Genomic DNA, 24,993 nt, shown 5'->3' with positions numbered 1-24,993 from the left:
GGGGTAAGGTAAACCGCATGGGTTGCCGGACCCCATCCCACCTCTGCTACCTGGATAAGCCCCGTTGATTGTAAGACTTATTGCTTATCGTAAATCCACGCCCGACCAGCGCTTGATACCTCCTCACTGCTGTACTGCCCCTTGCCGATAAACAGCCGGGTGGCGGCATAATCTGTCGCCAGGCTCGAGGAGAACGTAAAATCGACCTCCTCCGGCGCGCTAATGCGGGTGATGTCATCAATATGCACACGGGCGCAAGCGGGAGCTGGATCATGAGTTTCTCCGTAAATATTCTATCCTCAGGGCAGAAAAAAATAAGGGCTGAACCTCGCTGCTCAACCCTCTTCATATTATTTTTCGACAGGATATTTTGTATGGTTAGACCTGCAAGCATTAATTAGTTCAGCCAAAATATCTAAATTAACGCTTTTCGTAAACCCGCACTTTATTGCGTTTAACCCCCCCCTCTTCGTTGGTCTCGGCATCACCAAACACTGAGAAATAATTCCCAGAAGATGACAAGCCAAAACCAAAACCAAAACCAAATCTAAACTTATTTCCCCCAGTTGCACCATCAGTTAAATCATACTGGCGGCTCAATGTCCCGTCCTTACAGAAAAACACCGTCACGCCATAAGACAAGCTAATTTCAATCTCACCATCACCAATAGGTTCGGCTCTTGAGGCTGCTATTGAACTGGCGACCAGTTCATTTTCTCCGGCAAAGCACAACTGGTATCCGGTGAATTTTTTACTTTGGGACTGTTCTTCAACCCGGTGCTCTTGTTGCCACACACCCTCTTTATTCGTAAAAAGATACAACCTGCCGGAAAATTCTGATACATTCAGTTCTGTGTTAAATTTCATAGCAGCCGACGAGACCACTAAATCACCACGTTGATTAAAAGCCAGATCAGTACCAAAAGCCGCTTCGTTATCATCTTCTGGCGTCAGTGTTGTGTGGTATACCCACAGTTCATTCACCCGGTGATAAATATCTACGGCACCAAGATGAATTTCAATACCAGTTCCACCTTCATTGGCAGGAGATAATTTTCTTACCATCACATCTGGATTAAAAGGAGAGTTAGGCGCGGAAATTGCCAGCACACTTCCTGTTGAGTCGAATTTGATCGCACCGCCGTACAGCCTTGGATTTAATACCTCTCCACTGCTATCGAGCACCTGATGATATAACCACTCATCACCTTCAAGCTTATACATCAATACCTTTGACTCTACTACGTAACCCTCCTTAAAGACATTGGCTACTGATATCGCCAGCCAGCTATCATATCCCGTATAACTACTCATAGTTATGCCAAAAACATCCATCCCGGTGTCCTCCGGCAGCGTTAGCTTATTCCATTCAGACAAAGCTGGCCATACTCCATTATTGTTTTTAGCCCAAAAAACACCACTTATCAGTTCATCATCATCAAATGAGAATGTGTTATAAAAAGCATAATTTCCATCTGGTGACAACATCACATTATCCAGGGTGGCTCCGGGAATATTCACATAAGGCATAACCTCAAAAAATTCTTGCTTCCAGCCAGCTGCACCACGCTGATAAATGATTAGATTCGTCTGCTCTTCTTCAGCCTGAAAATAGTTAGTGGAGCGCAGTAATAAGCGAGTACCGCCCATAGACAGGCAGCGACCCATCCCCACGGGTTGAGGATGTCCTGATGGCGAAGGAGGAAAATCAGGCAGCTGGAATGGCGAAAGTGAGTAGAATCGCAGCGGCTCCCGAATTGGCGTAATCACATCGCCGCTTACGGCACTGGCCATGGTCTGGCTAAACTCCAGCACAATAAACTCTGCAGGGCGCACCACGGCGAGGCCGATATTCATGCGCAGAATGCCGTCATTGAGGTCTTGTTCGGTCATGCTGCTGCCGACGCCGACCTGCACCTGATAACTCTGCTCCGGCGTGGTGCCGGCAAAAGCCCCGGCTTCAAACAGGTTGAACAGGTAATTCTCTGCCGCATTGCGCAGCTGTTGCCAGGTCTGGGGGCCGTTGGGCTTAAACAGCACTTTGCGCAGCGACTGCTGCATATCGCGCTCGATGCGATCAAAGGTGCGGCGCACCGGCACATAGCTCCATGCGACATCACCCGCACTCAGGGTACGCGCCCCCCACAGCTGCACGCCGATGCCGGGGAATTCGCGCAGCATATTCACCGCCAGCTTGCCGTCCTGGTTAAAGCGCGCCTGCGAAGCATCCCCCACCTTCACCAGCGGTTGCAGGCCGGGCTGCAAAGTGAGGTTGGCGGGGGCCTTCCACGGGCCAATCTGCCTGTCGGTTTGCTGAATCAGGGCCGCGGCCACCGCACTGGGGGCCACTGGATGAATCCTTCCCACCGGCTCACCGCTGCGCTGATAAAGCAGCCACTGTGGGCTGAGCCACGGATAGTAAAGTGCCGCGCTGGCGTTGGCATTGTACTCACTGACGAACGCTGCCAGTGCCTCAGCATCAAAATTCGGCTGGAGCTTCACCGTTTCAGCATTATCATCTGCTGGCGGTGCATCATTCGGCCCGTCCAGCAGGGCGAACAGCCCGCTACCGGGCTGACACAGGGCAGAAATAGCCAGCCCGACCTCCAGCGGTTGCCCCGCCTGCACCACCAGCGTGGCGTCCGACAGATCCGCAATCTGGTTGAGCTGGTCACTGCGGCACAGGTAGCAGGCACCGCCGCCGTTGTCGAAATAGGCTTTGAGCGCACTGAAGCTGGGATGAGTCCAGTCCGGTTCGCTGCTGCTCTGGTTTTCGGGGCCAGAGATCAGGCTGCTGAGGCGCTGATGTGCCGGGTTACCGCCCTTACGCACCGGACGGGCGCTGGCAAAGCCTGCGGCGCTAACGCTATTGCTGCGGACGCCACTCTCCCCCTGCAGCCAGCGCTCAATTTCAGCAAAGCTGCCGACCAGATAAGGCTGATACAGCGCCGACCACGGCCCGTCAGTGCCGATGACCATCACCGGAAGGCCCGGTGTGGCAGTGGTTACAGTGAGTGAACTGCGGGTGATGTCATCAATATGCACACCAGGAGCAAGCGGGAAATTAAGCATGGGGTTCTCCAGCGAGATGAGGATGAATTTTCTGTTGCTGATCGTGCTAATCAACCAAATAAAGAATCACGGCCTGATAAAGTCGTAGAGGTAGATTCTTCCCGTTATCTCACCATCCTCCTCATGATAATCAGGCGCCCCCACTGCTAATTTACTGCCATCATTATTTAGTGATATTGAAGCACCAAAAAGTGAATTAGTTTTTACGCTATCCTGATCATCTAAAGTCTGTTCAAGCCGCCAGTCTCGCGAGGCATGATATAATTTCACAACACCGCGCTCTTCTCCATCCTGATGAATAACCGTTGATGACACTGCCAGGACACTACCATCACCACTTAACACCACCTCTTTAACCCCTTTATATTGGCCTGGTTTACCCACCTTTATTACCGCATCACTTTCCCATAAATTATTACACCAGCGAAATAAATAGACACTGATCTCATTGGTGCTTTCGTTAGTCCCACTGACCGCTAACAGCTCACCACTTGCGTTCATCGCGATACTGAGACCAAATTTAATACTCTGGTCATGGGTTAAAGGGGCATCCTGTTCAATCCACTCCTCCTCTGCTTTAACAAAGGTGGCCACCAATCCTTTGCCCGCCAAGGCATTAGGTGCTGATGCGACAACTTTGTCTCCCAGGGCAGATACCGCAACCGCGCTGCCGAAAGCATCATCCACTTCAGGATCATGCAACGTTAATACACTACTAAATTCATTTTCATGATAAATATTTACAGCACCGACTTTATTCTCATCAATCTGTGTTTCAGGTGCACCAGAAACTAACATTGTCCCATCAGAAGATATGGCTAAATCATAGCCATTCATCCCATCTGCGTCAGGAAGATAAAAACCTTTTCTGTAAACCTTATTCACATCCGGATAACTCACTGCCAGGGTAGAGCCATCAAAATTGATCGACACCCTTTTGTTTTTACTGTCATTCCCCTGCCGAGCGAATGCCTCCTGCTCAGACCACTGGTTATTTTCGAAATGCAGCACACGCGTTGCAAATCCGGGGTAATACGGCTCGGTGATCAAAACAAGTCCGTTTTGGCTAAAGGCTAAAGATCCTCCTTGATGGGCGTTGCTGACCTCGCCTTGATAATCTGGAATCTGCACAGCGGAATACTCAAAGGTTAAATAAGGCTCTGGCTCTGGCTCTGGTTCTGGTTCCGGCTCTGGCTCCGGCAATGCCGGTCCCCCCGTCAGTGAAGCCCCGCCCAGCAGTTGGCTAAACTCGAGGAACACAAACTCTGCCGGTTTCACCACTGCCAGGCCGATGCGCATACGCATGATGCCCGCCAAAATATCCTGCTGCGTCATGGTGCTGCCAAGGCCGATTTCAACGCGATAGCTGCTTTGCGGGCTATCTCCGGCGAAGGCCTGCTGGCGGAACAGGCCGTAGAGATAATTTTCCACCGCTGCACGCAGCGCTTCCCAACTCACCGGGCCGTTGGGTTCATACAGAAAACGCTGCATGGCCTGCTGTAAATCACGCTCCACCCGATCAAAAGTGCGGCGCACGTTAATATAGCCCCATGCCGGGCCGCTGTTGGTCAGGGTGCGCGCCCCCAACAGCACCGCACCGCGATCGGCAAACTCGCGGAACATATTCACTGAAGGCGTGGTGAAGTCTTTGCTGGTGAACGCTTGCTGGGCATTGTCGCCCAGTGTCACCTGCGGTTTCAGTCCGCTGCTGAGCGGTAGATTGCCAGGTGCGCGCCACGGGCCGCTGGCGCTATCGGTTTTCATCACTAATCCGGCGGCCACGGCGCTGGGTGGCACCGCGTAACTCCCCACTCTGCCGCCCTGCAATGCCCAGCGGGCATTGAGCCACGGGTAGTAGAGCGCGGCGCTGTTGCTCGGTGAGATCTCACCGAGAAAATCATGCAGCAACGCTGCGGAATAAAATCCCGGATGTTGCGGGCCATCCAGCAGGGCAAAACGTCCGCTGCCGGGCTGGCACAGGTTGAGGATTCCCGCTATCACTTCCCGGGTTTGCCCGGCCTGCACCACCAGCGAAACATCGCTCAGCGCTTCAATCTGCGCCAGCTGATCCACCGGGCAGAGATAGCAAGCAGTGCCGCCATTGGCGAAATAGGCACGCAGCGCCAGTGCTTCAAGGCTGCCGGGATCGGCAGAACTCTGTGCACCTGGTGCATCCGCCACCGCCACCTGACCGTGGTTGTCAGCCAGCCAGCGACTGGCCGTTGCTAAACTCAGGCTGCCCATGCCCAGACTGCCCGCACCTTCCAGCGCGAAGTAGTCTTCCAGGCTACCGATCAGAACCGGCTGTTGCTGTTCGCTCCACCAACGGCTGCCCGCAGAGGTGAGCAGCACGGGCACGGCGCGGGAGGACGTGCCGAGAGCAAGATCAAAGTGTGAAACCTCTTCAACATAAACACCGGGAGAGAGTGGCAATTGCGACATAGTGCAGGTCTCCAGAACGTGGCCCGGCCACGGTTATAGCAGCCGGTGCTAAGGGCATGATTGATGGGCTGGTTCAGTGCGATCGGGTAACGGGATCGTTCAGCGCAGCTACCTGGCACCTCAGGAAAAAACGATCTGCCCCCGGCGGAGGGCAGACCTGGCGAAAGCGCCATTTGACCTGAGAGGTAACTGCAAGCCTGAACCCGGCTATCGCTAGCCGCGCCCCATTTTGCTCAGTTCCCGCTGGATGGCGCGTTCAATATGCTCCAGCGAGATAGTTTTTTTCTCCGCGCTGAGCCAACTGGCGAGCAGCGCGGCGTTGCGGATGTTGGCACCGGTCAGCGCCAACTGCGCCAGCCGGGCAAAATCGACCTCTTTCGCCACCTTGATCTGCGGCGGCCACACCGCACGCCACATCTTCTCGCGCAGCTCGGCGTTGGGGTAGGCAAAATGCGTAATAAACGAGAAGCGGCGGGTAAAGGCATCATCCAGATGGCTGCGGTTATTGGTGGCGAGAATCACCAGCCCAGGGTGATGCTCCAGCCGCTGTAGCAGATAAGCCACTTCGATGTTGGCGTGCCGGTCTTTGGCATCTTTGGTTTCACTGCGCTTACCAAACAGCGCATCGGCTTCGTCAAAGAACAGCACCCCCGCATCCTGTTCGGCGAGATCAAACACGCGGGCAAGGTTTTTTTCGGTTTCCCCGATGTATTTGTTGATGATGCTGGAGAGATCGACGCGGATCAGATCCACGCCCAGCGCCCCCGCCATCACCTCCGCCACCATGCTTTTGCCGGTGCCGGGGTCACCATAGAACAGGGCGCTGATGCCGGTGGCCTTGCCCACTTTGCGCGCAAAGCCGCGCTCCAGCACCCGCTCGCGCTGGCGTACTGCGCACAGCACTTCATCCAGCTGCTCGCGTAGCCCTGAGCTGATAATGATGTCATCCCAGTTACGCTGCGGCGTGATGCGCTGGGCCAGCGCATTGAAATTCTGTCTGGCGCGGCGCAGGAAGGCGGCACGAAAATCTTCCTCCTGCGGCCACATTTTGCCGCGCTGCATCGCCAGCGCGTGGGATTCCGCCACCGCGCTGCGCATGGTATCGAACGGCAGCGCAATACGCTGCACCAGGGCGCGGGCATCCCACTGCGGCGCATTGCCGCCCAGTAAAGAGAGCAGGTAGTTGTAGCGATCCTCCAGGCCTGGCACGCTAATCTCCAGCGCGTGGCGGCTGAGGCGGCTAAAGGGCAACTGTGAAAGCTGCGCCGCACTGAGGGTGCAGATCGGCAATGGCAGCCCGTCGCGCACCTGTTGCTCCACTATCTGCTCCAGCTGCTCGACCAGGGCGCTGTAGCTGTCGCCCCCTTCCCCCGCCGTTTTGGGTGGCGGGAGGTCCAGCACCAGCAGCGAACGCGTCAGCCGGGTGAAGTTAAACAGCTGGCGCAGCAACAGCGGCGCATCGCGACCGGCGTTAAGCAGTTGCAGCCAGGAGACCAACAGCGCCTGGCTATTGAAGTGGCGTGCCAGTTCAGCAATATAGGCTTCACGATCGGTACCCGCCTCACTGCGGATGTCGAGCAGGGGGGTCAGGCTTTGGTGAAACGCCAGCTGACTCACCGCCGCCTGATGGCTGCGATCGTTGTGTTTATCCTCCACCCAGCGCGCTATACCCTGTAACGCCGCAGGCAGGCTTTCACTGCCTAACAGCCAGTCGAGCACCATCTCGTGAGTGCGATAACCCTGCTCTTCGCCAGCATTGCGCCGGGGCAACAGCTCGATCAGCCCGTCGCGCTGTAGCGGGGCATCCGCCTGCAGGCTGGCGCGCTGGGCATGGCGGAGAAAAGTGCCCGGACAGAACAGCGCCTGCACCAGCCCAAAGCTCGGGCCTTCATTTTGCTGCAGCGGAAGCTGGGCAAACAGCTGGCGATAGCGCGGCTCAAAGCTGTTCAGGCAGCCCAACAGCAGCACCGCCAGTTCGAACTCACTCAGCTGATACTGATCGACCAGCTGCGCCATGCGGCTTTCGGCAGGCAGATCGAACTGCGGGATATTGCTTTGCCAGTTGGCACTGCGCCCGGCCCAGTAAGGCATGGCGCGCGTGGCGTTTTCCAGCTCGCTACTGGGCGGGTAGAAATCACTGTGTGGATCAAATTGATACTGCTGCTGGTGGCGCAGCAGGATGGCATCCACCTGCGCCACGGCCGCCAGAAAGGTATAGAGTTGATCTTCCGCCGCAGCGCTGTCGGCCGCCGGGTAATCTTCGGGCATCAGGTTCATAGGGCGATCCGTTTGTCAGGACAAAGGGGGGAAATCGGGGGGCCGGGATGCGTCATTAATGGGTGGTGGGCAAGGCTTCCTCGTCTTTCTCCGGCACCTGCACCAGGCCATCAAGATCGACCTTTTTCACCAACCAGCGCGTACCGGCCAGATCAAAGGTGTTACCTGCCCAGCCGTTGGCGGTCTCCTCGAGCTGCTTAGCCTGTTCTGCCAGTACCAGCCCAGCCACGCCTACATCCACCTCCTGCACCGGTTCACCGGCTTTCTTACGCCGGGTGGTTAAAGCCGGTGCCGCCCGCACGGTGACGCGCGCCAGCGCCCCTCCCGGCAGCTTATGAGCCAGTTCGGCATACAGTGCCTGCTCCAACCGCAGTTGATCGTGGCCGGAGAGCTGTTCAAAGGTCGATTCCACCTTTTTCACCGGTAGAATCGCTTCAATATCATCCAATACCACGGGCATGGTGACGGCAAAGTTGAGAATGGTGCGCGGCTTATCCCCCAGCGCCTGCCAGAAGTTGCCGAGGCTGTTCAGCGCTTCCGGCTCGATAATGCGCAGCTGGTACTTTTTAAACGCGCTGTTTTTACGCAGCTTCAGCAGTGCGCGAATCATGGTGCTGTGGTTTTTTACCGAGTCGCTGTCCGGTTCCGCCTGCGGTGAGGTGGCACTGATTTTGGTCGGCGGCTCCCAGTAGGTCACCAGGTAGAGGCAGCGGATAAAGGCGCGATCCGGCTCAAACTGCCCGCTTTGCGGTAAATAGGCGGTGGGTGAGCTGTGGCGAATCGCCAGGTCTTCATGAATCAGGTACATAAACAAGTGGAATGTGGGGCTGTTAATTGACGCATCTTTATAGTTGGGCTCATCGAAGCGGAAGTTGAGTTTATCGTCGCCTTCGGGAACACCAAAACAGGTGTGTAAGTGGCGTTTAAGGGACGTATTAAATTCACCGATCTCGCTGGCTGCGAGCGTGTCGAACAGGGATTTAGGCATGGGATTTTCCGGTTGATAGTTTATCATATAGAGCGAAGTTTAAAATTATAGGTACCGGCTATAGTAAATGAAACCTCATCACCATAGGAAAATTCTTTCGGCATCATTCCGGAATAAATACCACCACCATATATATAATTAATACTTTGAATTGTATTATTCGTAACATTTTTAACAGTAAAAGTTTTATATCTTTCTGGTGATGAAATCGTGTCAAACAGATCTTGATAGTAGAGAGAAACAATAAAAATAAAATAACTTCTATAAGTATACAATACAAAAAGATCATCATAAGCAAAACATTGTGCATTCAGAACCCGACCATATAACCTTATAGCTTCCGTCCTGTCTTTTGAAAACCCCAACTGCCCAGAACTATTAACAGCCAAAGAACTATCTGTGTGGAGTTTTACATCTCCCGCCGTAGCACTCAAAGGCCATGAAACACTTCTCACCTGGAACTGAACGGTATTAATACCTAACTTCCCTGTGCTATCAATTTTTAACGTATTATCATGGCTCACCCCTAAAACCGCAAAAACAGACTCTGTGTCTTGATATTGCTTAAGGCCTTTTTTATTCCCCATATAACCAACATTAACCCCAAGACCATCAGTAGCCGTTGGGACATTGGTAATGACAGCAGCATTACCGTCATCACTATTCATATTTTTTGAAAGTAACTTAACCCCTACCTCACCATTAGTTAATGTTGTCAACCCATTTGAACCGCTTATTTTTACATTAACTTTATTATCAGAACCAATCTCTAACGACGGTCCCGTCGACAGCTTTAATACATTATTTTCAATTTTTAAACCTGACATTCCAATAGTATTAATCATCAAGCCAGCTGCGTTTGCGACTAAGCCCCCCTGACTGTTGGCACTTACCCCCAGCTTCCCGGTAGTGCTATCAATTTTTAACGACCCATCATGACTGACCCCTAAAACCGCACCATCAGTGGATATGCTTCTATATTGCTTAAGACCTTTTTTATCCCCTGCAATACCAACATTAATCCAAAGACCACTAGTGCCACGTGTATTATTAATAATCACAGCCGCAGATACATCTTCACTATCAATATTATTTGAACGTAAATTAACCCCGACCTCACCATTAGTTAATTTTATCAACCCATTTGAATTACTTATTTTTACATTAACTTTATTATCAGCGCCAATTTCTAATGACTTACCCGCTGCCAGGCTGACGCCATTGGCATCAGAAACCAACCCTCCCGTGGCATTCGCCTTGACCTGCAATTTGCCACTGGTGCTGTCAAACACCAATCCATTACCAGTTTTTCCGCCATTATTATCGTCTTTATTAGCCATTCCTAGCGCACCGGCGACGTCATAGTGCTGATCCAACAGCTGTTTATAATCCGCTTCACGCGGCACCGCATTGGCGCGGAATTTTTTGATTAATTCGTCACGCTTTTGCGCAAAGGGCAAGGTGCTGCCCGCCTCAGAGGCGGATTCCGCCTGCGGCGCGATCTTGGCTTCAGGCTGCTTCTGCGCTGAATCCTGGGCATTTTCCGGTGCTGCTGGGGTCTTTTTAGCCATGATAACTCTCCGGTTTAGAAAACGTTATGCAACATAGTGACAGCGGCGGCTGTCCGGGAAGGTTTGACGGCGGTTAGCCTGCGGCTTGCAGTACAGCTTCAGGGCTAACCGCGCAGGAATGATGAGACTACAACGCGAACGCGTCGCCAGGGCGCGGCCAGTGCAGAGTGACCGGTTCGGATAACCAGCTGTAGTGGATCTGTTCCAGCGGCCAGGGAATATGGCGCAGCAGAATATCTGCCGGATGCGGCTGCACGCTGAGCTGCCAGCCGAAGCGCTGTTGCTCCAGGGTGCCGGGGCGCTGGAGAAACAGCTGACGCAACTCTGGCAGGCTGAGATTTTTCAGGCCCGGTAGCTGGAGCAGCAGCGCTTGCAGCGCCGGTTCCAGCTGCTGCGCCTGCTGTCGCGCCAGTTCCTGCGGCCACGCTTGATCCAGCGGCCACTCCAGCGGCCAGCCACACAGCAGCTTGCTGCACAGGCTGCGCCACTCACCGCCTGCATCGTCTTGCCAGATCAATGCATCCAGTAGGGCTATGGCCTGTTGCTGCGCCTCGGGCCCGCTAAAACGCAGCGGTGCCTGTGGCTCGGTTTGTATCACCAGGCCGAGCGAACGCAGCCAGCCGGGTAGCAGTGGCCAGAGCAGCACCAGCCCCGCGTGATGCAGCTCCAGCTGCTCGGGCAGCGGTTGCGGCTTGGGTGCTGGCGGTGAAGCATTGCGGGTGGCGGGCTTGAGTCGTGCCAGCTGCTGCTGCGCCCGCGCAGAGAGCCGCTGCTGCCAGCCCTGCCTCTGGTTAACGGGGCGTAGCGAACCTTCAGGCTGGCGGGCCACTTCAGCGGTTAACACAGCGGCTGGCGGTTGCTGCGTCTGTTGTGCCAGCCAGGGTTGCAGTGCCAGCAACGGTTGCGGGTTGTCCGCCGTTAATAACCGCTCCAGCTCACGCAGCTCCTGCGGCTGTGGCGGACGCAGTTCGGCCGCACTAAAGCCCTGCAACACCGGGAGTCCGGGCTGCTGCCACAGTAACAGCAGCAGCGCCAGCGGGGATGGCGTGCTCAACCGGGCCGCTGGCGCTAACAGGGCGCACAGTTGCCGCCAGTCGCTGGCCGTCATCAGCCGCAACAGCCGCTGGCGCGCGCCAGGCAACTGTAATGCACCGATCAGCGCAGCCCTCTCGTTCGGGGAAATTGCCGGCTGGCCCATCAGGCGCTGGCGTAATAACTGCTGGGGCGTACGGCGGCTTCCCGCCTGAGCGTTAACCCCAACGGGCGCACTTTTCCGCTGGTCCGCCACTCGCTGGCGCAGCAACGGCTGCGGCGTGTCGCGCTGCCCTGAAAACCGCTGCGGCGTGTTGCGGCTGTCCAACGGAGCGTTAACCGCAACGGACGCACTTTTCCGCTGGTCCGCCACTCGCTGGCGCAGCAAATGCTGCGGCGTGCGGCGCGGCCCTGACAACGGCTGAGACGTGTGGCGGCTTCCCGCCTGAGCGTTAACCGCAACGGGCGCACTTTTCCGCTGGTCCGCCACTCGCTGGCGCAGCAACGGCTGCGACCTGTGGCGCTGGCCTGACAACCGCTGGGGCGTATGGCGGCTGTCCAACGGAGCGTTAACCGCAACGGGTGCACTTTTCCGCTGGCCCGCCACTCGCTGGCGCGGCAACGGCTGCGACCTGTGGCGCTGCCCTGACAACCGCTGCGGCGTGCGGCGGCTTCCCGCCTGAGCGTTCGCAACTGGCTCACCCTGCTGCTTAAACGCTGTAGCGTCAGGTTGCACTGCCCCGCTTGCAACAGGTTGTGCCACCGTGGCGAAGGTAGGCCAATAGCCATTGCTCAGGTAACGCAGCAATGTCGACCACTCTGGTGGGGCGGCCTCAACCACAGGGCTGACACCTGGCGTGTCTCCGCTGAGCTCCCTGTGGCTTTCCTGCACCTCAGGGTTATGGCTTACCACACGCCCATCGGCGGTGTCCCGATCCTGATCGGCAGGAACGGCGAACCTATCCGCCGGATCAATCTCCCACTGCTGTAGCACCTGTTCCAGCGCGGCCAGCAGCCGTGGCGCAAACTGCGAGGAGAACTGGCTGAGCGGCAGCGTGCCAATATTCAGCCGTAGCGGCGCGGTGAGCATGGCATCTGCGGGAAGATAACGCGCCAGTAGCGCAGCGAGCTGTGGGTTCAGCTGCTGCATTAGCTGGCTCACCTGCTGCTGGAGACTGGCCGCATGCGTCCGGGAGGTGGCTAGCGAGACGGTGACACGATCAATCGGCATACGTTCTCCTGTCCGCAGTACAGAGCCCGACACAGGCTATGACTGCGCGCGGGCTTAATTGTCCGGTGCCACAAACAGCAGGAAGTTATCGTTCACCTCCTCGTTCCATGCAGCCTGGTTTTCCACCGTCCACTCGTTAAAGGGTTTGACTTCCCCATTAGCATCGGTTTCCAGCGCTTCAATCGCCGTAAGCCTCTCCGACTCTGCACTGTCCGGAATGCGCGCCAAACCAACCCCTTCGACCAGCTCGGCCAGCATACCGAGAGAGAGCATGCGCATCAGCTTGAGGGAGTCCTCCCCCACCGCCATACCCTGGTTTTGCCAACTGCCATAGGTGTGGCTAAAGCTGGCAAACTGTTGATCGGTTAACCACAGCACCCGCGCCTGAATGTGCGTCGGCACCTCCCCCTGCACAATTTTGCGCACCCGCTGATCTTCGGCGGCAATCTGCAGTGCCGTCTTCTGTTTCACATCCCCCATATAACGCAGCGGCAATACCACGCTGAGGATGAAGGAGAATCGATCGCGCTGTAGCAGATCGTCATGGAGTGCAAGTGTGCCCTGCGTGCCTTTAGGGTTGATGTGCCAGTAATAACGGTATTTTTCAAAGTCAATGGGATCGTCCACTTTATCTGTCACCGTAATGTTGGCGGAGCCCGTGACAGGGTCGACAGCATCAACGGTGGCCTGATACTGATAATCATTGCTGGCGGTAGGTTCTTTGGTTTTAGACTCGATATGGTAAGTGCGCTCCAGGGTAAGCGTATCCCCTTTGCGCAGCACCGATGGCCACGGTTGGTCGCTGTTGGTGGTGATTTTATATTTTTTTTCCGCTGCGCTTATCACTTCAGCGTGTTCTTTATCCAGCAGGTACTTCATTTCGTTAAGCCAGATATCGCTGAAGCTGGCGCTTAGCGCCGTCTGCGTCAGATCCAGCGCCAAAATCTCGTTTTTTACCGCGCGCAATTGCACAAATTTACCCGGCAGCAGCAGGAAGCTGTTTTCACGTTTAGGTGCATCCGGGCCTGTTGGCCACTCATCTACTGGCACATCAACACCCAGTAGCATCACCAGCAGGTTGCCAATGTGCACCTGCGGCATGGCGTCAATTTTATACGTGAGATCAACCATATGCTTGCGCGTCATATAGCCCGCGAGCGGCCTGTTCGTCTCCAGTACCAGGAACTTTTCAGCACCATAAGTAAGCTCTTTGGCCCGCGAAATTTTTAGCGGGACCTGGCTCTGCTCTGGCGGCATATCCGGCAGCAGTAGGCCATGCTCCACCACATAAAACGACAGCTGGCTAATATCGGGCGCGTCACTGAACATCTCCCTGCCGGTACCCAACTGCCCGGCAAGGCGGCGCTGCAGGGAAGAGACCTGATTGTTGATAAATACGGTGCGTTTGTAGCCTGCTTCGGGCACCTGGCGCAGCAGATTCAGGCCAATATGCAGATTATCCAGCAGCTGCTGGCTGGTGGTGATCTGCTTATTAAAGTCTTCAATGCCGAAGTAATTTAATAAGTAGCGAATCAGCCGCAGCATGGCGCTGAGATCCATCTGGTTTAGCTCAGCGGTATTCATTAATTTCTCTTTAAGATCGACATCTTGATGGTCGCGGTAGACCGCATCCAGCACGCTGCCTTCAGCAAACGGCCACTGCGCACCGTAGGCTTCCATCAAACTGAGATGCTCAGTGGAGAGATTGAGCAGTCGGGTCAGGTTTTCCAGCTGTTGCAGGTTGCTGGCAAGGTGCTGCTCAAACCCCAACAGAAAGTGGTGTAACTGACGGACTTCCGGGTCCGGATCGGCTTGCTGTAGCTGGTAGAGCGGTGGCACCACCAGGCTGGCCGGGTAGTAACGGCGCAGATGACGATAACGGCCCAGGGGATAAGGCGGTGAGACCAGGCTCTGCGGGGGCGCGAAACGCGATTCAATTAACGCTACAATGTTACTGGCCGTACCGGTAATTTGCACCCCGTTACGGTAGATCGACACTTTTTCCAGCATCAGCTTCACGTGTTGATTCAGATCGCGACTTGTTCCCCACAGCACCGGCAATTTATCTGTCAGCGTACGGGAAAATTTACTCTCCCCTACTTCGCCATCAAACGCCAACTCACGTACCGCTTTCACGCCCTCCACCGTAGCCAGCGCGGTATTAAAGTGGCTGAGTGAAATCACCTTCTCTCCACCCAACTGGCCGGGAGGAAGTGCGGTAATCCAGCCATAGGTTGCCTTCGGCCCGTGGTATTCCCCACGCGCCAGATCGACCTTTTCCTGACGTTCCAGCCGCGCTGCCAGCACGTTTTGCAGCGCCAGATAGAGGTTGGCGTAACACGTATCGACATCTTCCAGCAGTTCGTCAGCTTCGACCCTTGCTGACAGACTGATCACCTCTTCTTCACTAAGCACCGAGACACTCCGGAACACCTCGCACAGGTTGCGATGCTGTTCCAGATAATTCGTCAGTGTGTTTTTATACTCAGTGTCATCGAGGTTAAGTCGCGGCAACTGTGAAATCTGTGCCACCACCTGATAGCTGCCAAACAGCTCCATGCGGGGGAGATCCGGAACTTCAGGCGTTTCTTTTTTCGGTTGTTTAAAGACAAAATTACGGTTTGCGGCATCGTAATAGTAGTGAAAACGGCTGTTTGGCTCGCCATCGGCGGCCACGCGGGGATCGCGCGTAATCGCCGCATCGGCAAAGTAAAAACCACGCGGCGTGCCTTGATGATAAAGATCAAGAATGCCACGGCGATAATCTTCCGCCGTCACCGGGCTGGTGGTGAGCATCTCTTCCGGCACAAAATTGGGCGGAAACAGCCCACTGCCTACGGGCGCGTTTTCCAGCGTCAGCAGGTCCTGCAACGGTAGCAGGCAACGGTAGCTGATATCAGAAATGTTCCACGCCAGCGCCTCCAGCAGCGTAATGCCCGGATCGTGCAGTGCAGTATCGGTCCAGTTTTTCCCCGCCAGTTGTGCTACCACCTCACGCGCATCACGCATCAACGTATTGAAGTGGATGTTCTCTTTTTCTGCTTCCACCAGCGAAGGCGGGACATAGTTATCGCTCATTACGCGGTCTCCTCTGGCTGAGTGAATAGCAGGCTGGCATCACTGGACAGTTTGAGAACAATCACCGCCAGCGTGGTTTCAATCGCATCGTATTTACCATTCAAGGTGACATCGGTGACATACCGCACAGCAGGGTGCTGTTGCAGCACCTGCATGATGTCATTAATGGTCAGGGTGTCCCCTGGTTGCACCCGCTGCTGGCCATTCAGCCAGGGCATAAAGTGCTGGCGCAGCTTCTCATCCAACTGACTGTGCAGATTGGCCGGGTTGACACTGGCATCCACCGCCACGTCATATTCCACCTCCACCTCGAGATAGCAGGGATTGAGCACCCGCAGATTGAGCCAGGGGGAAGCACGATCGGTAATAAACTGCTGAATCGCTTTCAACCGTGCCGGGCTTAATATCGGTTTACGGGGGTCCTTCCCCTGGTTGATGCCCGCCTGCGGGATCACCATAATCTCTTGCACGCGATCGGGATCTAATACCGGTTCTGCTGTTGCGCTAGTGCGCGAGCTGTCTGATGGCGCTTTCGGAATATACAAACCGTCGAGGATTTTCGTGCCGGGCAGGCGCACATGATGCACGTCCGGGAAGTTGGCAATCACCAACTGAACAATATCGCGCCAGTTAGAGGCACGGCCACGGTGCATCACCTGTTCAGCAATGCGCTGCATACTGGCGGCATCGCTCTCCTGTGCCTCCCCTCCCCAGCCCGGCAGCGGCTGGAGCACGGCTGACAACCCATTAAACGGCACAACCGTGCTACGCACAGTACCGGCGGGCAGCGGCGTGGCGAAGTGCTCAGGTGCAATCGTGGCGGCATCCACCAGCGTGGCACTCTGGGCATTGGCCCATAAGCCATTGAGCCACGGGTATGGCTCCACGTCAGGCTGCATAGCCAGTAGTTTCTGTTGCTCAGTGGCGCTGAGATCCTGGGTCATATAGACCGGCAATTGCACCTGATGGTCGGTGAGTGCAAACTTACTGACCCGCAGCCAGTAACGCCCCGTGGGCATCAGCGTTGTCTTGTTAGCCGCGTCCACTGGCAGCGTCACTGCACCACTGCCGTTACGGGCAAAGTTGCCGGTATTATCACTCAGCTGCTTACTTAACGCTTTCCACTGAGCGACAGCGTTAGTCTGCGACAAGTACTCCCACACCAGCCCATCTGACGCGAACGGTACTGGGGTATCTAACGACCAGTAGAGACTCAGCTGTTGGCCGGGATGAATATCCGTCAAACCGAGATAGACGTGCGGGCTGCCGATCCCCACGCTGGTTTGAGCATAGCCATAGGGCAGCAGCGCGTACGGGGTAAATGCAACGCCAGCAAGGCTATAGCTGACATCAATATCCTCCAGACGCGGATCGTAAGGAGGATTGAGCAGCTTATCCTCGGTGATCTTCCCCTCTTTAAACGTCTTGTCGTACAGGGCATGCTGGAAGTCAATGGCCCCTAAATTCACCACCAGCGTATTGTCCCCCTCCTTTAGGGTGCGGGAAAAGATCAGCGGATTGTCGCTTTGCCCCTCGCCAAACAACGAGGCCTCTTTTTGCACCAGGTCTTCACTCTTAATCGTGAAAACCCCGTTATCCGAGACCGCATTATTGGGGTAATTGATGTACCAGGCCTTGAGATCCGCCGGACGCCCCTGCCATTTCGGGGTGAGAGTGAGCGTCAACGTCTGACCGCTGGCGTTGCGCCATGCCGGAGATGACAGCGTAAACGAGCTGCCCGCTTTCGGCGCATGACCAAAGAGATAGCTTACCTGTTTAACCGGCGCTGTAACGCCTTCAGCGGTGGTCACCGTCACGTCTGAAGCACTGACGACAGTAATCTCCACCGCCGTCACGTTTGGTAACGTCGGGGTAGACGTTTCCTGGTAGAGGCGTATTACCGGGTCGGCCAACAACGCATACTCCGCCGGCGCTTCCGGGTTCAGACTGGCTTCCAGGGTGGCGGTTAGCGTACTCTCGTTAGTAGTGCACTCCAGTTGCTGCCATTGCGTGCCAATGCTCACCTCGGCCTTTAAGCCTTCAGGCGAGGCGCCAAACGTCAACGTTAACTTACGCTGACCCGTGCCAGCCGCTTTTAGGGTGGGAATCACCAGCAGCCAACCGTAGCGTACAGTTTCATCTTGCGGTACCCCCGGCTTACCGCCTACCTGAGGTGAGAACAGCCGCACCCCTCCCGCTGGCGGTGTGATGCCCGCAGCCAGATCGAGCAGGGTACAGGCGCGAACGGCCTTTGTGTCGGCATCAGGCAGCAGCCAGCGAATATCGGTAATACGTGCATGGTTTATCAGCAGCGGGGCATCCAACCGGTAATTCACCGGTGCACCCGCACTGTCTTGCCCGGCACTGAACAGCAGTCCCTCGGGTAAATTCAGCGTCTGGTGCAGTTCATCCGGCGTGAACTGTAGCATCACCTGGTCGGCCACTGCGGGCAGTGGCTTAACCCCAAGCACGCCGCGAAAATAGAGTTCGCGATGCCGCGCTGGCAAGGTGTTCATCAACCGGCGCGGAGTTTCCATCATTTTGAGGAATGCGAGAAGAAACGCCTGCTGCGGCTGAAGCGTACCCGGTGCCGATGCTGCTTGCTCCAGCAGAGCGGCGAGAGATTGCGGTGTCTGACCATCATTAAAGAAAACCTCATCCCAGTTCTTAAGATCGTTGAATGGGATAGCACCGGTGTATGTCTGGAAATTCTGCAGGTGTGTAAGCAACGTACGATTATCATAGATAAACTCTTCTGGCGATGTCATAGAAGTATCCTGCGGTCAGGGCCGAAAAAGCAGGCGAGTAAGATTTAACCAGCGGTGACGAAGAACTGACTATTTATAAAGCTGCCGGTGCCGATCATCGGTGACCCAACAGTGGGATCGGGGGTTGAGGCGGGTGGCGGAAGGGTGGCCGGTGTTATGCCGGTACACACGGCGATAAACTTCGTCCCCACGGTGATGACGTTGCCTTTACTGTCACACCAGACCTGAAGCTGGTCGGCGTTTAAAGCCTGAATCTCCAGCTTGCAGGTGCCCGGCACGGTATACGGCGGTGCGGTATACGTGGTCAACATCACTTTGGTGGAGAGTTGATTGATATCTGCGGCGACGCAGACCTTTAGTTTATTAATATCGGCATGGCCGGTACCGGTCATCACCGCCGGCACCGGCACCACGGTCCGGGTCAAAAAAGTGGGGTCATAGATCACCTTATCGCCGGTCACCACAATAAATTTGCTCATGCAAATACCCCGCTTCGCCCGTCCGCGACATCCATGAACCCCTCTTCGGTTAGCACGATGTCAGAACCCTGAATTTTGTAGGAAACCTGTAACCGTAGCACGTTGAAACCCGACTGCCCGGTGCGCAGCACGCTGACATCCTCAAACAACGCCTCAACGTTGAGGAGTGCGACCCTGGGTTCATAACGGGTGATACTTTCGCGGACCAGCGTGGTAATCCGCTGGAGCAAATCCGCATTCACGTTAGCAAAAACCACTTCATGCAGGTCACAGCCGTAGCCGGCGTGCATCACCCGTTCCAGCGGAAGCGTATTGAACAGAATGCGCAGGCTCTGCTGGATATCTTCTACGTAGTTGGCCGCCAGTGCTGCGCCGCTGTTGAGGGAGAAACGTGGCGGGAAGGCCCAACCACGCCCGTGGATCTCGTCTAATGTTGGCATTCTTCACCTTCCCGTTTGTTAACCCTGTTTCAGGCTGACCAGCGCCCCTTTGACATCAACACCTGCTTTACCCGCCACTTCTGCTTTCGCCGTGGCATCCAGTTTGATGTTCACTTTCGCCTTGATGGTGGCATTGGTATCCACATCCAGCGTGGCTTCTCCTTTATTGAGTACCAGTGAACTTTTCACCCCGGCCAGCTCCTGTTGCAGCGTAATACCGGTAGCCGGGCTGAGCGTGAGAGACTGCTTTAGCTGTTTTTCGCTGTTGGTATGCACGATCCCTACGCCGTCTGCCGGGGTGAGGAACGGTGTCTGATTGAGGGTGCTGTGCATCGAACCGAGAATCACCGGGTAACAGGGATCTTCATCAATAAACGCCACCACCACTTCATCGCCCTGTTGCGGGTAGAAGCTAAAGCCATGCCCTTTGCCTGCGTAAGGGCTGGTGAGGCGAGCCCGAATCGGCGTTGGTTTGCTGAGCTGGAGCGCCGGGATGTCAATAGCCAACGTATTATCCGCAGGCAGCGGACCCGTGGGATTCTCTCCGATGACCCCCACATGCAAGCCCGGCGCGCGTGGCACGCGTTCGTTGGTCATGGGTGGCGCATACTCGCTGCCTGTTTCCAGCAGGGTCTCCCAGTCTTCCAGACCCCGTGAAGCGGCAGAGAAGCGGTGCCGCACCCCCGTCACCAGCGCCGTTCCGTCACTGGCGGGACCAAACCCTGCCAGCAGCACGCTGTTGCCCGGCTCAATTTTGGCACTACCTTGAATAGTCAGCTCCGCAGTGACAGCACTGAGATGGTTCATTTGCAGGCGGGCAGTGGCTAACTCAACCGCTTCGCCCACATCCAGCATGTTATAGCCTTGCTGCCAGGTGGCGGTGTTTAACGGCTTAACACTCTTTGTATCGTATGCCATTAACCCCAGCATCGCGGGCAGGCCAGCCCCCGGGAGGAGCTTCTGCGTTGGCACGTTCCAGCCACCGACCTTTATCCCCTTCGCCAGCTGCTCGTTGTTGTGTGTAATGGTTAACCTGCGCAGTCCCCCTTCCTTTGGGGTCAAACTCAGAGCCGGTCCCGCCGCCAGCGGCTTAATCGCGGAAACCACGCCCATGCCGTTGGTGGCGAGCATCAGGCCACAGGCATTGAGCCGGGTTTGCACATAGCGCCAGTCAGAACAGTTGAACTGAATCATTTGCGGATGGCTGATTTTCATCCCCTCCACTTTACCCGCGACGATGCCGTGCTGCGTCAGGATCAGGCGCAGGATCGCTTCATCCGTCATCATCGGCCAGACCTGGCTCTGATACGTTGACTTCAGCAACTGCAGCGCATGGCTGAGGTGCAGCTCCAGGGTGCGAGACTTATCATCCATCGAGAGTTGTGCGCGCGTCAGCAGTCCCAGAAACAGCGCGGTTTTATCCACCATAATCGTGGCCAGAGCGCCCGGCACGAACGATGCCAGTTCGGCTTCCACCTCGGGATTCGGCACTTTGCCTGGTTTTGGGCCTTGAAACACCAGCCTGGCTGTCGATACCTCATTGAGTCGGCTGAGGGTGGTGAGCTCAACCAGCCGAAACCCTTTGAGCGCGCTGGCTTTTTTAGTGGGATCAACCAGGACTTTATCTGCCACGGTTACTTCTAACAAATAATTGGCCATCTCGTTCCTCCCGCAGATTACTGGCTGACCGTAAGGTTCTCACCCACCTGAGGCTGATTCAGGCTGTCTAAATCGTTATCCACTGCGGTGCCCACGTAATCCACGCTATCCCCCTCCTGCTCGCCAGCCGCCGAAGCAGCCGCAGCCGCTGTCAGTCCCGCGATCAGGGCAATAACCGCAGGCAGCACTGTCAGGTCAGGAACGGTCAGATTGGGAACCTTCAAGCCAGCACCAACTGTGGTATCCGTTTTGTAATGCACGCCTTTAATCGAGAAGCTGACGCTGGCCTGAATCGGTTCGCCCTGTCGGTTAAACAAGGTGCGGTTGATGCTCAGGCTGGTCATTAACCCTTCATAGGTCGTTGGACCATAAACAAATTTCACCCGTACCGGATTCGAGGTCAGCATATCTTCGCCATGCACCAGGACCGTTAACGCCTCAATAATTTGCTGCACGGAATAAACACGTTTTTCAGGCAGCGTGGAATCAAGGGTTAACGACAGATGCATCGTCACGCCGCTGGTCTGAGTGCGTATCTCCTGGTCTTTACCGCCGGATAAGCTGCTGACACTCTGGTAGCTGGCCGTATGGGTGGTCTGCAAATTGTCGGGGTTGAAATGCAGAGGAATACCTAATGGAAACGGCAGCAGTTCCGGTGCGGTAACCCCGATGGAGTACGCCTCATCACTGCGCGCATGTAACGTCGCTTTGGCGGGAATCATGCTCTTCAGTTGGCTGACAACACTCATCTGAACCTCCAGGCTTCATCACGTATTTTTGCCATCACCTGGCTCATCACCTGGCGCGAGATACGATTGACCAGGTCCGCTTCGATAACCGGAGTGAGAGAGGCTGCCGGTGGCCGCTCGGTGATATCATCAGTGACGCGTGCCTCAATGATCAGTTCACGAATTTCAATGGTCATAGTTTGACTCCCAGCCATTCAATGCTGCGACAGGAAAACTCAAAGCTGTTAATCAGCGGCTGGCCCGAATTGGCATCCAGCGCTCCGTATTGCATGCGCACCGGGAGTGCATCACTCGCCATCCAGATTGACTGCGGCATGCCAGACTCTCCTAACAGCATGATGGTAATGTCGAAATAGGTGATTGAGGTCAGGAACTCGCTCAGGATCAACTGCACCCCCACGCTCATCGGCGTGGGGATCATCACACCCCGTTCAAACACCAGGTTTGAGGTGGTCGAACGCTGCGGGAGTACCCGGTTGCTGGCGTTATGCCCACCTTCGTGTATCGATCGGGTTTGAAGCTGGTAGCCTAGCCCGGTGATACTGGCAAACTTAAAACTCAACGGGTCTGGCACTAAGCCCAACAAGACAAAAGAGGCGAGAAAACGGTGATTCAGTTCAGGCTGATAGATGCTCACGTTATCCTCCCGTGGCCGCGACATGCTCGGCAGTCAGATAGAAGTCGAGATTAATATGGATAAACTCAGCCGGTCGTTGGGTCGCCACCGCCACCCGGACGCGCAGCAAACCGCTGGCGATTTCACTGGCTGACATGGTTTCATCCAGACCGACGCTGATTTTATAGGCATCATCTTCTACGCCCCCGGCCAGCCCCCCTTGCTCCCACAGCCTTTTAAGCTGTTGGCGCACCACAGCATGCAGCCGATACCAGGTAATTTCATTATTGGGTTCGAATACATAAGGGCGCATAGCGTCTTTCAGCGTCTGTTTAATCCACTTGATCAATCGCTGATTTTGCAGATAGACAAAGCGCAAGTCAGGTTGCTTACTCAAGGTGCGGCAACCCCAAATTTTAACGCCGCGACCGGGGAAACTGCGGATCTGATTCACCGAGCGACCGGTGCGGGGATCCGGATGGAACAACGTGACCGGTGTGAGGTGGTCATACTGGGGTTTAAGCACCCGCTCCAGCCGCAGGTTAGCGGGGGCGTACCAGATACCCCGTTGCTTATCAGACTGTTGCATTTTGGCCGCCACGGCGGCACCCGGAGGTACGGCACGCAGCGCACGCGTGGGAAAGGCCGGATCTTCGCTGACCATCACCCACGGCCAATAGCCTGCAAGGTGTGCCCAGTGTTCATTGCCCCATTTTGCGTTGTATTTCTCTGCATCAGCAGGCGCACTCGGATAGTCAATTAACCCCGTCAGGTTCAGGCTCGTGGCGCAGCAGATAGCCAGTTGATTGACCACGCTTTCCCACTGGTTCTCATCTAACAGGGGGAGTTCTGGCAGCACCACCAGCGTAATGGCGGGCTCGTCGGCCAGCAGGGCAAAGGCTTCTTCGTAGCCCGCAACAGAGGGCGCATCTTCGATCAGCTTGCCGAGGGAAATCACATAGCACTGGCCACCACCATGGCTGAAGTAGAGGCGCATGGCATCGGCGAGATAGCCACCATTACGCACAGCATCACGGCCAAACTGGTCATAATAGTTTTGCAGTGACGTGACCTGTGCTCGTTCAAGTACCGGTGCATCAGGATGGTCGGCATAACCAATAAACACCGGCAGTGCGGTGAGTTTTTCCCGCTGGCTGATGTTAATGAGCTGTTGGTGAAAAGAGACGCCGGGCTGACTGAAATCACTGTTCAAGGACATGGCTTAACCTCTTTACGTCTGTTTATGAAAGGTAACAGGAGACGTGCCAACGTGTGGGCAGCCCCTAAGCGGCCATCAGATCCTGTGAGAAGTCGAGCCAGAGAAACTCCACCGGACGTAGCGCCGCCAGCCCAATGCGGATGCGCAAAACGCCAAGGCTTAACTCACTGGCCGTCAGCGCCAGTTCAACCTGGAACGCCTGCTGTGGCGTTTCCCCATACAGCCCTCCCTGCTGCCACAGACGGTGCAGATAGTGATTAATCGCCGCCCGTGCCGCCTGCCAGGTGCCCGCTGAGTTGGGTTGATACACCACCGGCAGCAGCAGGTTACGAATATCGCGCTCGACGGTGTTAAACAGCAGCCGCACCGGGATGTAGCGCCAACTGCTGTCGCTACCGGTGGCCAGCGTGCGAGCCCCCATCACCGTCGTGCCACTCTCTTGCTGCCAGAGAATGGCGTTAACGCCCCGTTCGTTAAGGTCGCCATGCTGAGCGTTCCCAATGGCACGCTGCGGGTCAACGCCCTCCAGCGCGAGATTGGCGCTGGCCTGCCACACGCCGAGTTCACGTTCAGTGCGACAGTAAAGCCCTGCAACGGATGCACAGGGTGAGAGCGTGAAGGTATTCAGGTGCTGATAATCCACGGTGACGAGACTGAGCCACTGCCTGACCTTGCGATAGGTTTCCCGCTGTTCCACCGTCCCCTGCGCCAGTGAGCTGAGGCGGCATGCAAGGTCGCTGAGCCAGATATCAGACGCCTTAATGCTGAGCGGTTGGCGCGGCACCAGATCCGGCGTGTAACAGGCACTCTGTGCTTGCTCGCCGTAACGCCGTGGATTGCCACTGCCGAGCACATAGCGCAGCAGCAAAAACGACTGTGGTAACCGTGAAGTTAAGTTACCGAGTTGCGCCAGAATAGCCTCATCATCGCTGCCCACATCAATCAGCGCCATCAGCGAGATATCATCCCGTTGAGCAAGGATTTCGCTGAGGCGCACAATCTCATCATCCTGCGCCAGCGACAGGATGTAACAAGGGCCGCCGCCGTTTTCGAAGTAGCTGCGCAGGGCAAAAGCTGCGCTGTGAACGGCGCTGAGTTCTGGCGCTAAGCTGTCTGGCAGTGCGGTGCTATCCACTTCCACCCACACTTGCGTTCCCTGCAACAGCTGGCAGTAGTGCTGCCAGTTTTCAATCCACACCGGGCCATAGCTCAGGCTTAGTGGCGTGTTGTCCTGCTGGCGAAAACGCCCTACCAGCAATGGCACCAACTTGCTCATGCCAGGGCTGGCCAGCGCCAGCCCGTTGCTCTCTTTAATAAATACGCCGGGATAATTGCTCATCCTCTTCTCCTGGGAATCAGTCGGGCCGCAGGG

At 55.7% G+C, this 24,993-nt stretch carries 17 protein-coding genes; all 17 read right to left on the bottom strand.

The window, feature by feature from the left end; genetic code table 11:
• Positions 1-77: 77 nt before the first annotated feature.
• Positions 78-248: a hypothetical protein gene (locus tag B880_RS26825; protein WP_017349804.1), complete on the bottom strand. Its 171-nt coding sequence runs from the start codon at positions 246-248 to the stop codon at positions 78-80.
• A 172-nt stretch (positions 249-420) separates the two neighbouring features.
• Complete coding sequence (locus B880_RS25735; RefSeq protein WP_017349803.1) at positions 421-3,072, bottom strand: phage tail sheath family protein; 2,652 nt, start codon at positions 3,070-3,072, stop codon at positions 421-423.
• Between the two features lie 66 nt (positions 3,073-3,138).
• Complete coding sequence (locus B880_RS25730) at positions 3,139-5,514, bottom strand: phage tail sheath C-terminal domain-containing protein (protein ID WP_017349801.1); 2,376 nt, start codon at positions 5,512-5,514, stop codon at positions 3,139-3,141.
• A gap of 213 nt (positions 5,515-5,727) precedes the next feature.
• On the bottom strand, positions 5,728-7,791 hold the full coding sequence (locus tag B880_RS25460) for an ATP-binding protein (RefSeq protein ID WP_017349800.1): 2,064 nt from the start codon (positions 7,789-7,791) through the stop codon (positions 5,728-5,730).
• A gap of 55 nt (positions 7,792-7,846) precedes the next feature.
• A complete protein-coding gene (locus B880_RS0122935) occupies positions 7,847-8,779 on the bottom strand; it encodes a Pvc16 family protein (protein ID WP_017349799.1) in 933 nt (310 codons plus the stop codon).
• Between the two features lie 23 nt (positions 8,780-8,802).
• The gene (locus B880_RS0122930) at positions 8,803-10,350 is read right to left on the bottom strand and encodes a hypothetical protein (RefSeq protein WP_017349798.1); all 1,548 of its coding nucleotides are present in this window, start codon (positions 10,348-10,350) and stop codon (positions 8,803-8,805) included.
• Between the two features lie 127 nt (positions 10,351-10,477).
• Entirely contained in the window at positions 10,478-12,613 is a 2,136-nt protein-coding gene (locus tag B880_RS26820) for a contractile injection system tape measure protein (RefSeq protein WP_017349797.1), read from the bottom strand.
• Positions 12,614-12,667: 54 nt separating this feature from the next.
• Entirely contained in the window at positions 12,668-15,691 is a 3,024-nt protein-coding gene (locus tag B880_RS0122920; protein ID WP_017349796.1) for a hypothetical protein, read from the bottom strand.
• The gene (locus B880_RS0122915) at positions 15,691-18,459 is read right to left on the bottom strand and encodes a hypothetical protein (protein ID WP_017349795.1); all 2,769 of its coding nucleotides are present in this window, start codon (positions 18,457-18,459) and stop codon (positions 15,691-15,693) included. Before B880_RS0122915 ends, B880_RS0122920 begins: the two co-directional genes overlap by 1 nt.
• A 44-nt stretch (positions 18,460-18,503) precedes the next feature.
• On the bottom strand, positions 18,504-18,938 hold the full coding sequence (locus B880_RS0122910; RefSeq protein WP_017349794.1) for a hypothetical protein: 435 nt from the start codon (positions 18,936-18,938) through the stop codon (positions 18,504-18,506).
• The gene (locus B880_RS0122905; protein WP_017349793.1) at positions 18,935-19,378 is read right to left on the bottom strand and encodes a GPW/gp25 family protein; all 444 of its coding nucleotides are present in this window, start codon (positions 19,376-19,378) and stop codon (positions 18,935-18,937) included. Before B880_RS0122905 ends, B880_RS0122910 begins: the two co-directional genes overlap by 4 nt.
• 18 nt (positions 19,379-19,396) lie before the next feature.
• Entirely contained in the window at positions 19,397-21,037 is a 1,641-nt protein-coding gene (locus tag B880_RS0122900) for a phage baseplate assembly protein V (RefSeq protein ID WP_017349792.1), read from the bottom strand.
• Between the two features lie 17 nt (positions 21,038-21,054).
• Positions 21,055-21,786: a CIS tube protein gene (locus tag B880_RS0122895; RefSeq protein WP_017349791.1), complete on the bottom strand. Its 732-nt coding sequence runs from the start codon at positions 21,784-21,786 to the stop codon at positions 21,055-21,057.
• Positions 21,783-21,962: a DUF5908 family protein gene (locus B880_RS0122890; RefSeq protein WP_017349790.1), complete on the bottom strand. Its 180-nt coding sequence runs from the start codon at positions 21,960-21,962 to the stop codon at positions 21,783-21,785. The genes B880_RS0122895 and B880_RS0122890 overlap by 4 nt, the downstream gene beginning before the upstream one ends.
• Positions 21,959-22,423: a phage tail protein gene (locus tag B880_RS0122885; RefSeq protein ID WP_017349789.1), complete on the bottom strand. Its 465-nt coding sequence runs from the start codon at positions 22,421-22,423 to the stop codon at positions 21,959-21,961. Before B880_RS0122885 ends, B880_RS0122890 begins: the two co-directional genes overlap by 4 nt.
• Before the next feature lies 1 nt (position 22,424).
• The gene (locus B880_RS0122880) at positions 22,425-23,621 is read right to left on the bottom strand and encodes a phage tail sheath family protein (protein ID WP_017349788.1); all 1,197 of its coding nucleotides are present in this window, start codon (positions 23,619-23,621) and stop codon (positions 22,425-22,427) included.
• A gap of 64 nt (positions 23,622-23,685) precedes the next feature.
• Complete coding sequence (locus B880_RS0122875; protein ID WP_017349787.1) at positions 23,686-24,960, bottom strand: phage tail sheath C-terminal domain-containing protein; 1,275 nt, start codon at positions 24,958-24,960, stop codon at positions 23,686-23,688.
• Positions 24,961-24,993: the final 33 nt, after the last annotated feature.

Origin of the sequence: Pantoea sp. A4 (assembly GCF_000295955.2) — a bacterium.
In the GTDB taxonomy this organism is placed as follows: domain Bacteria; phylum Pseudomonadota; class Gammaproteobacteria; order Enterobacterales; family Enterobacteriaceae; genus Pantoea; species Pantoea multigeneris.
Note: the sequence above shows the minus strand (reverse complement) of the source record. Positions and strands in the feature narration are given on the sequence as shown.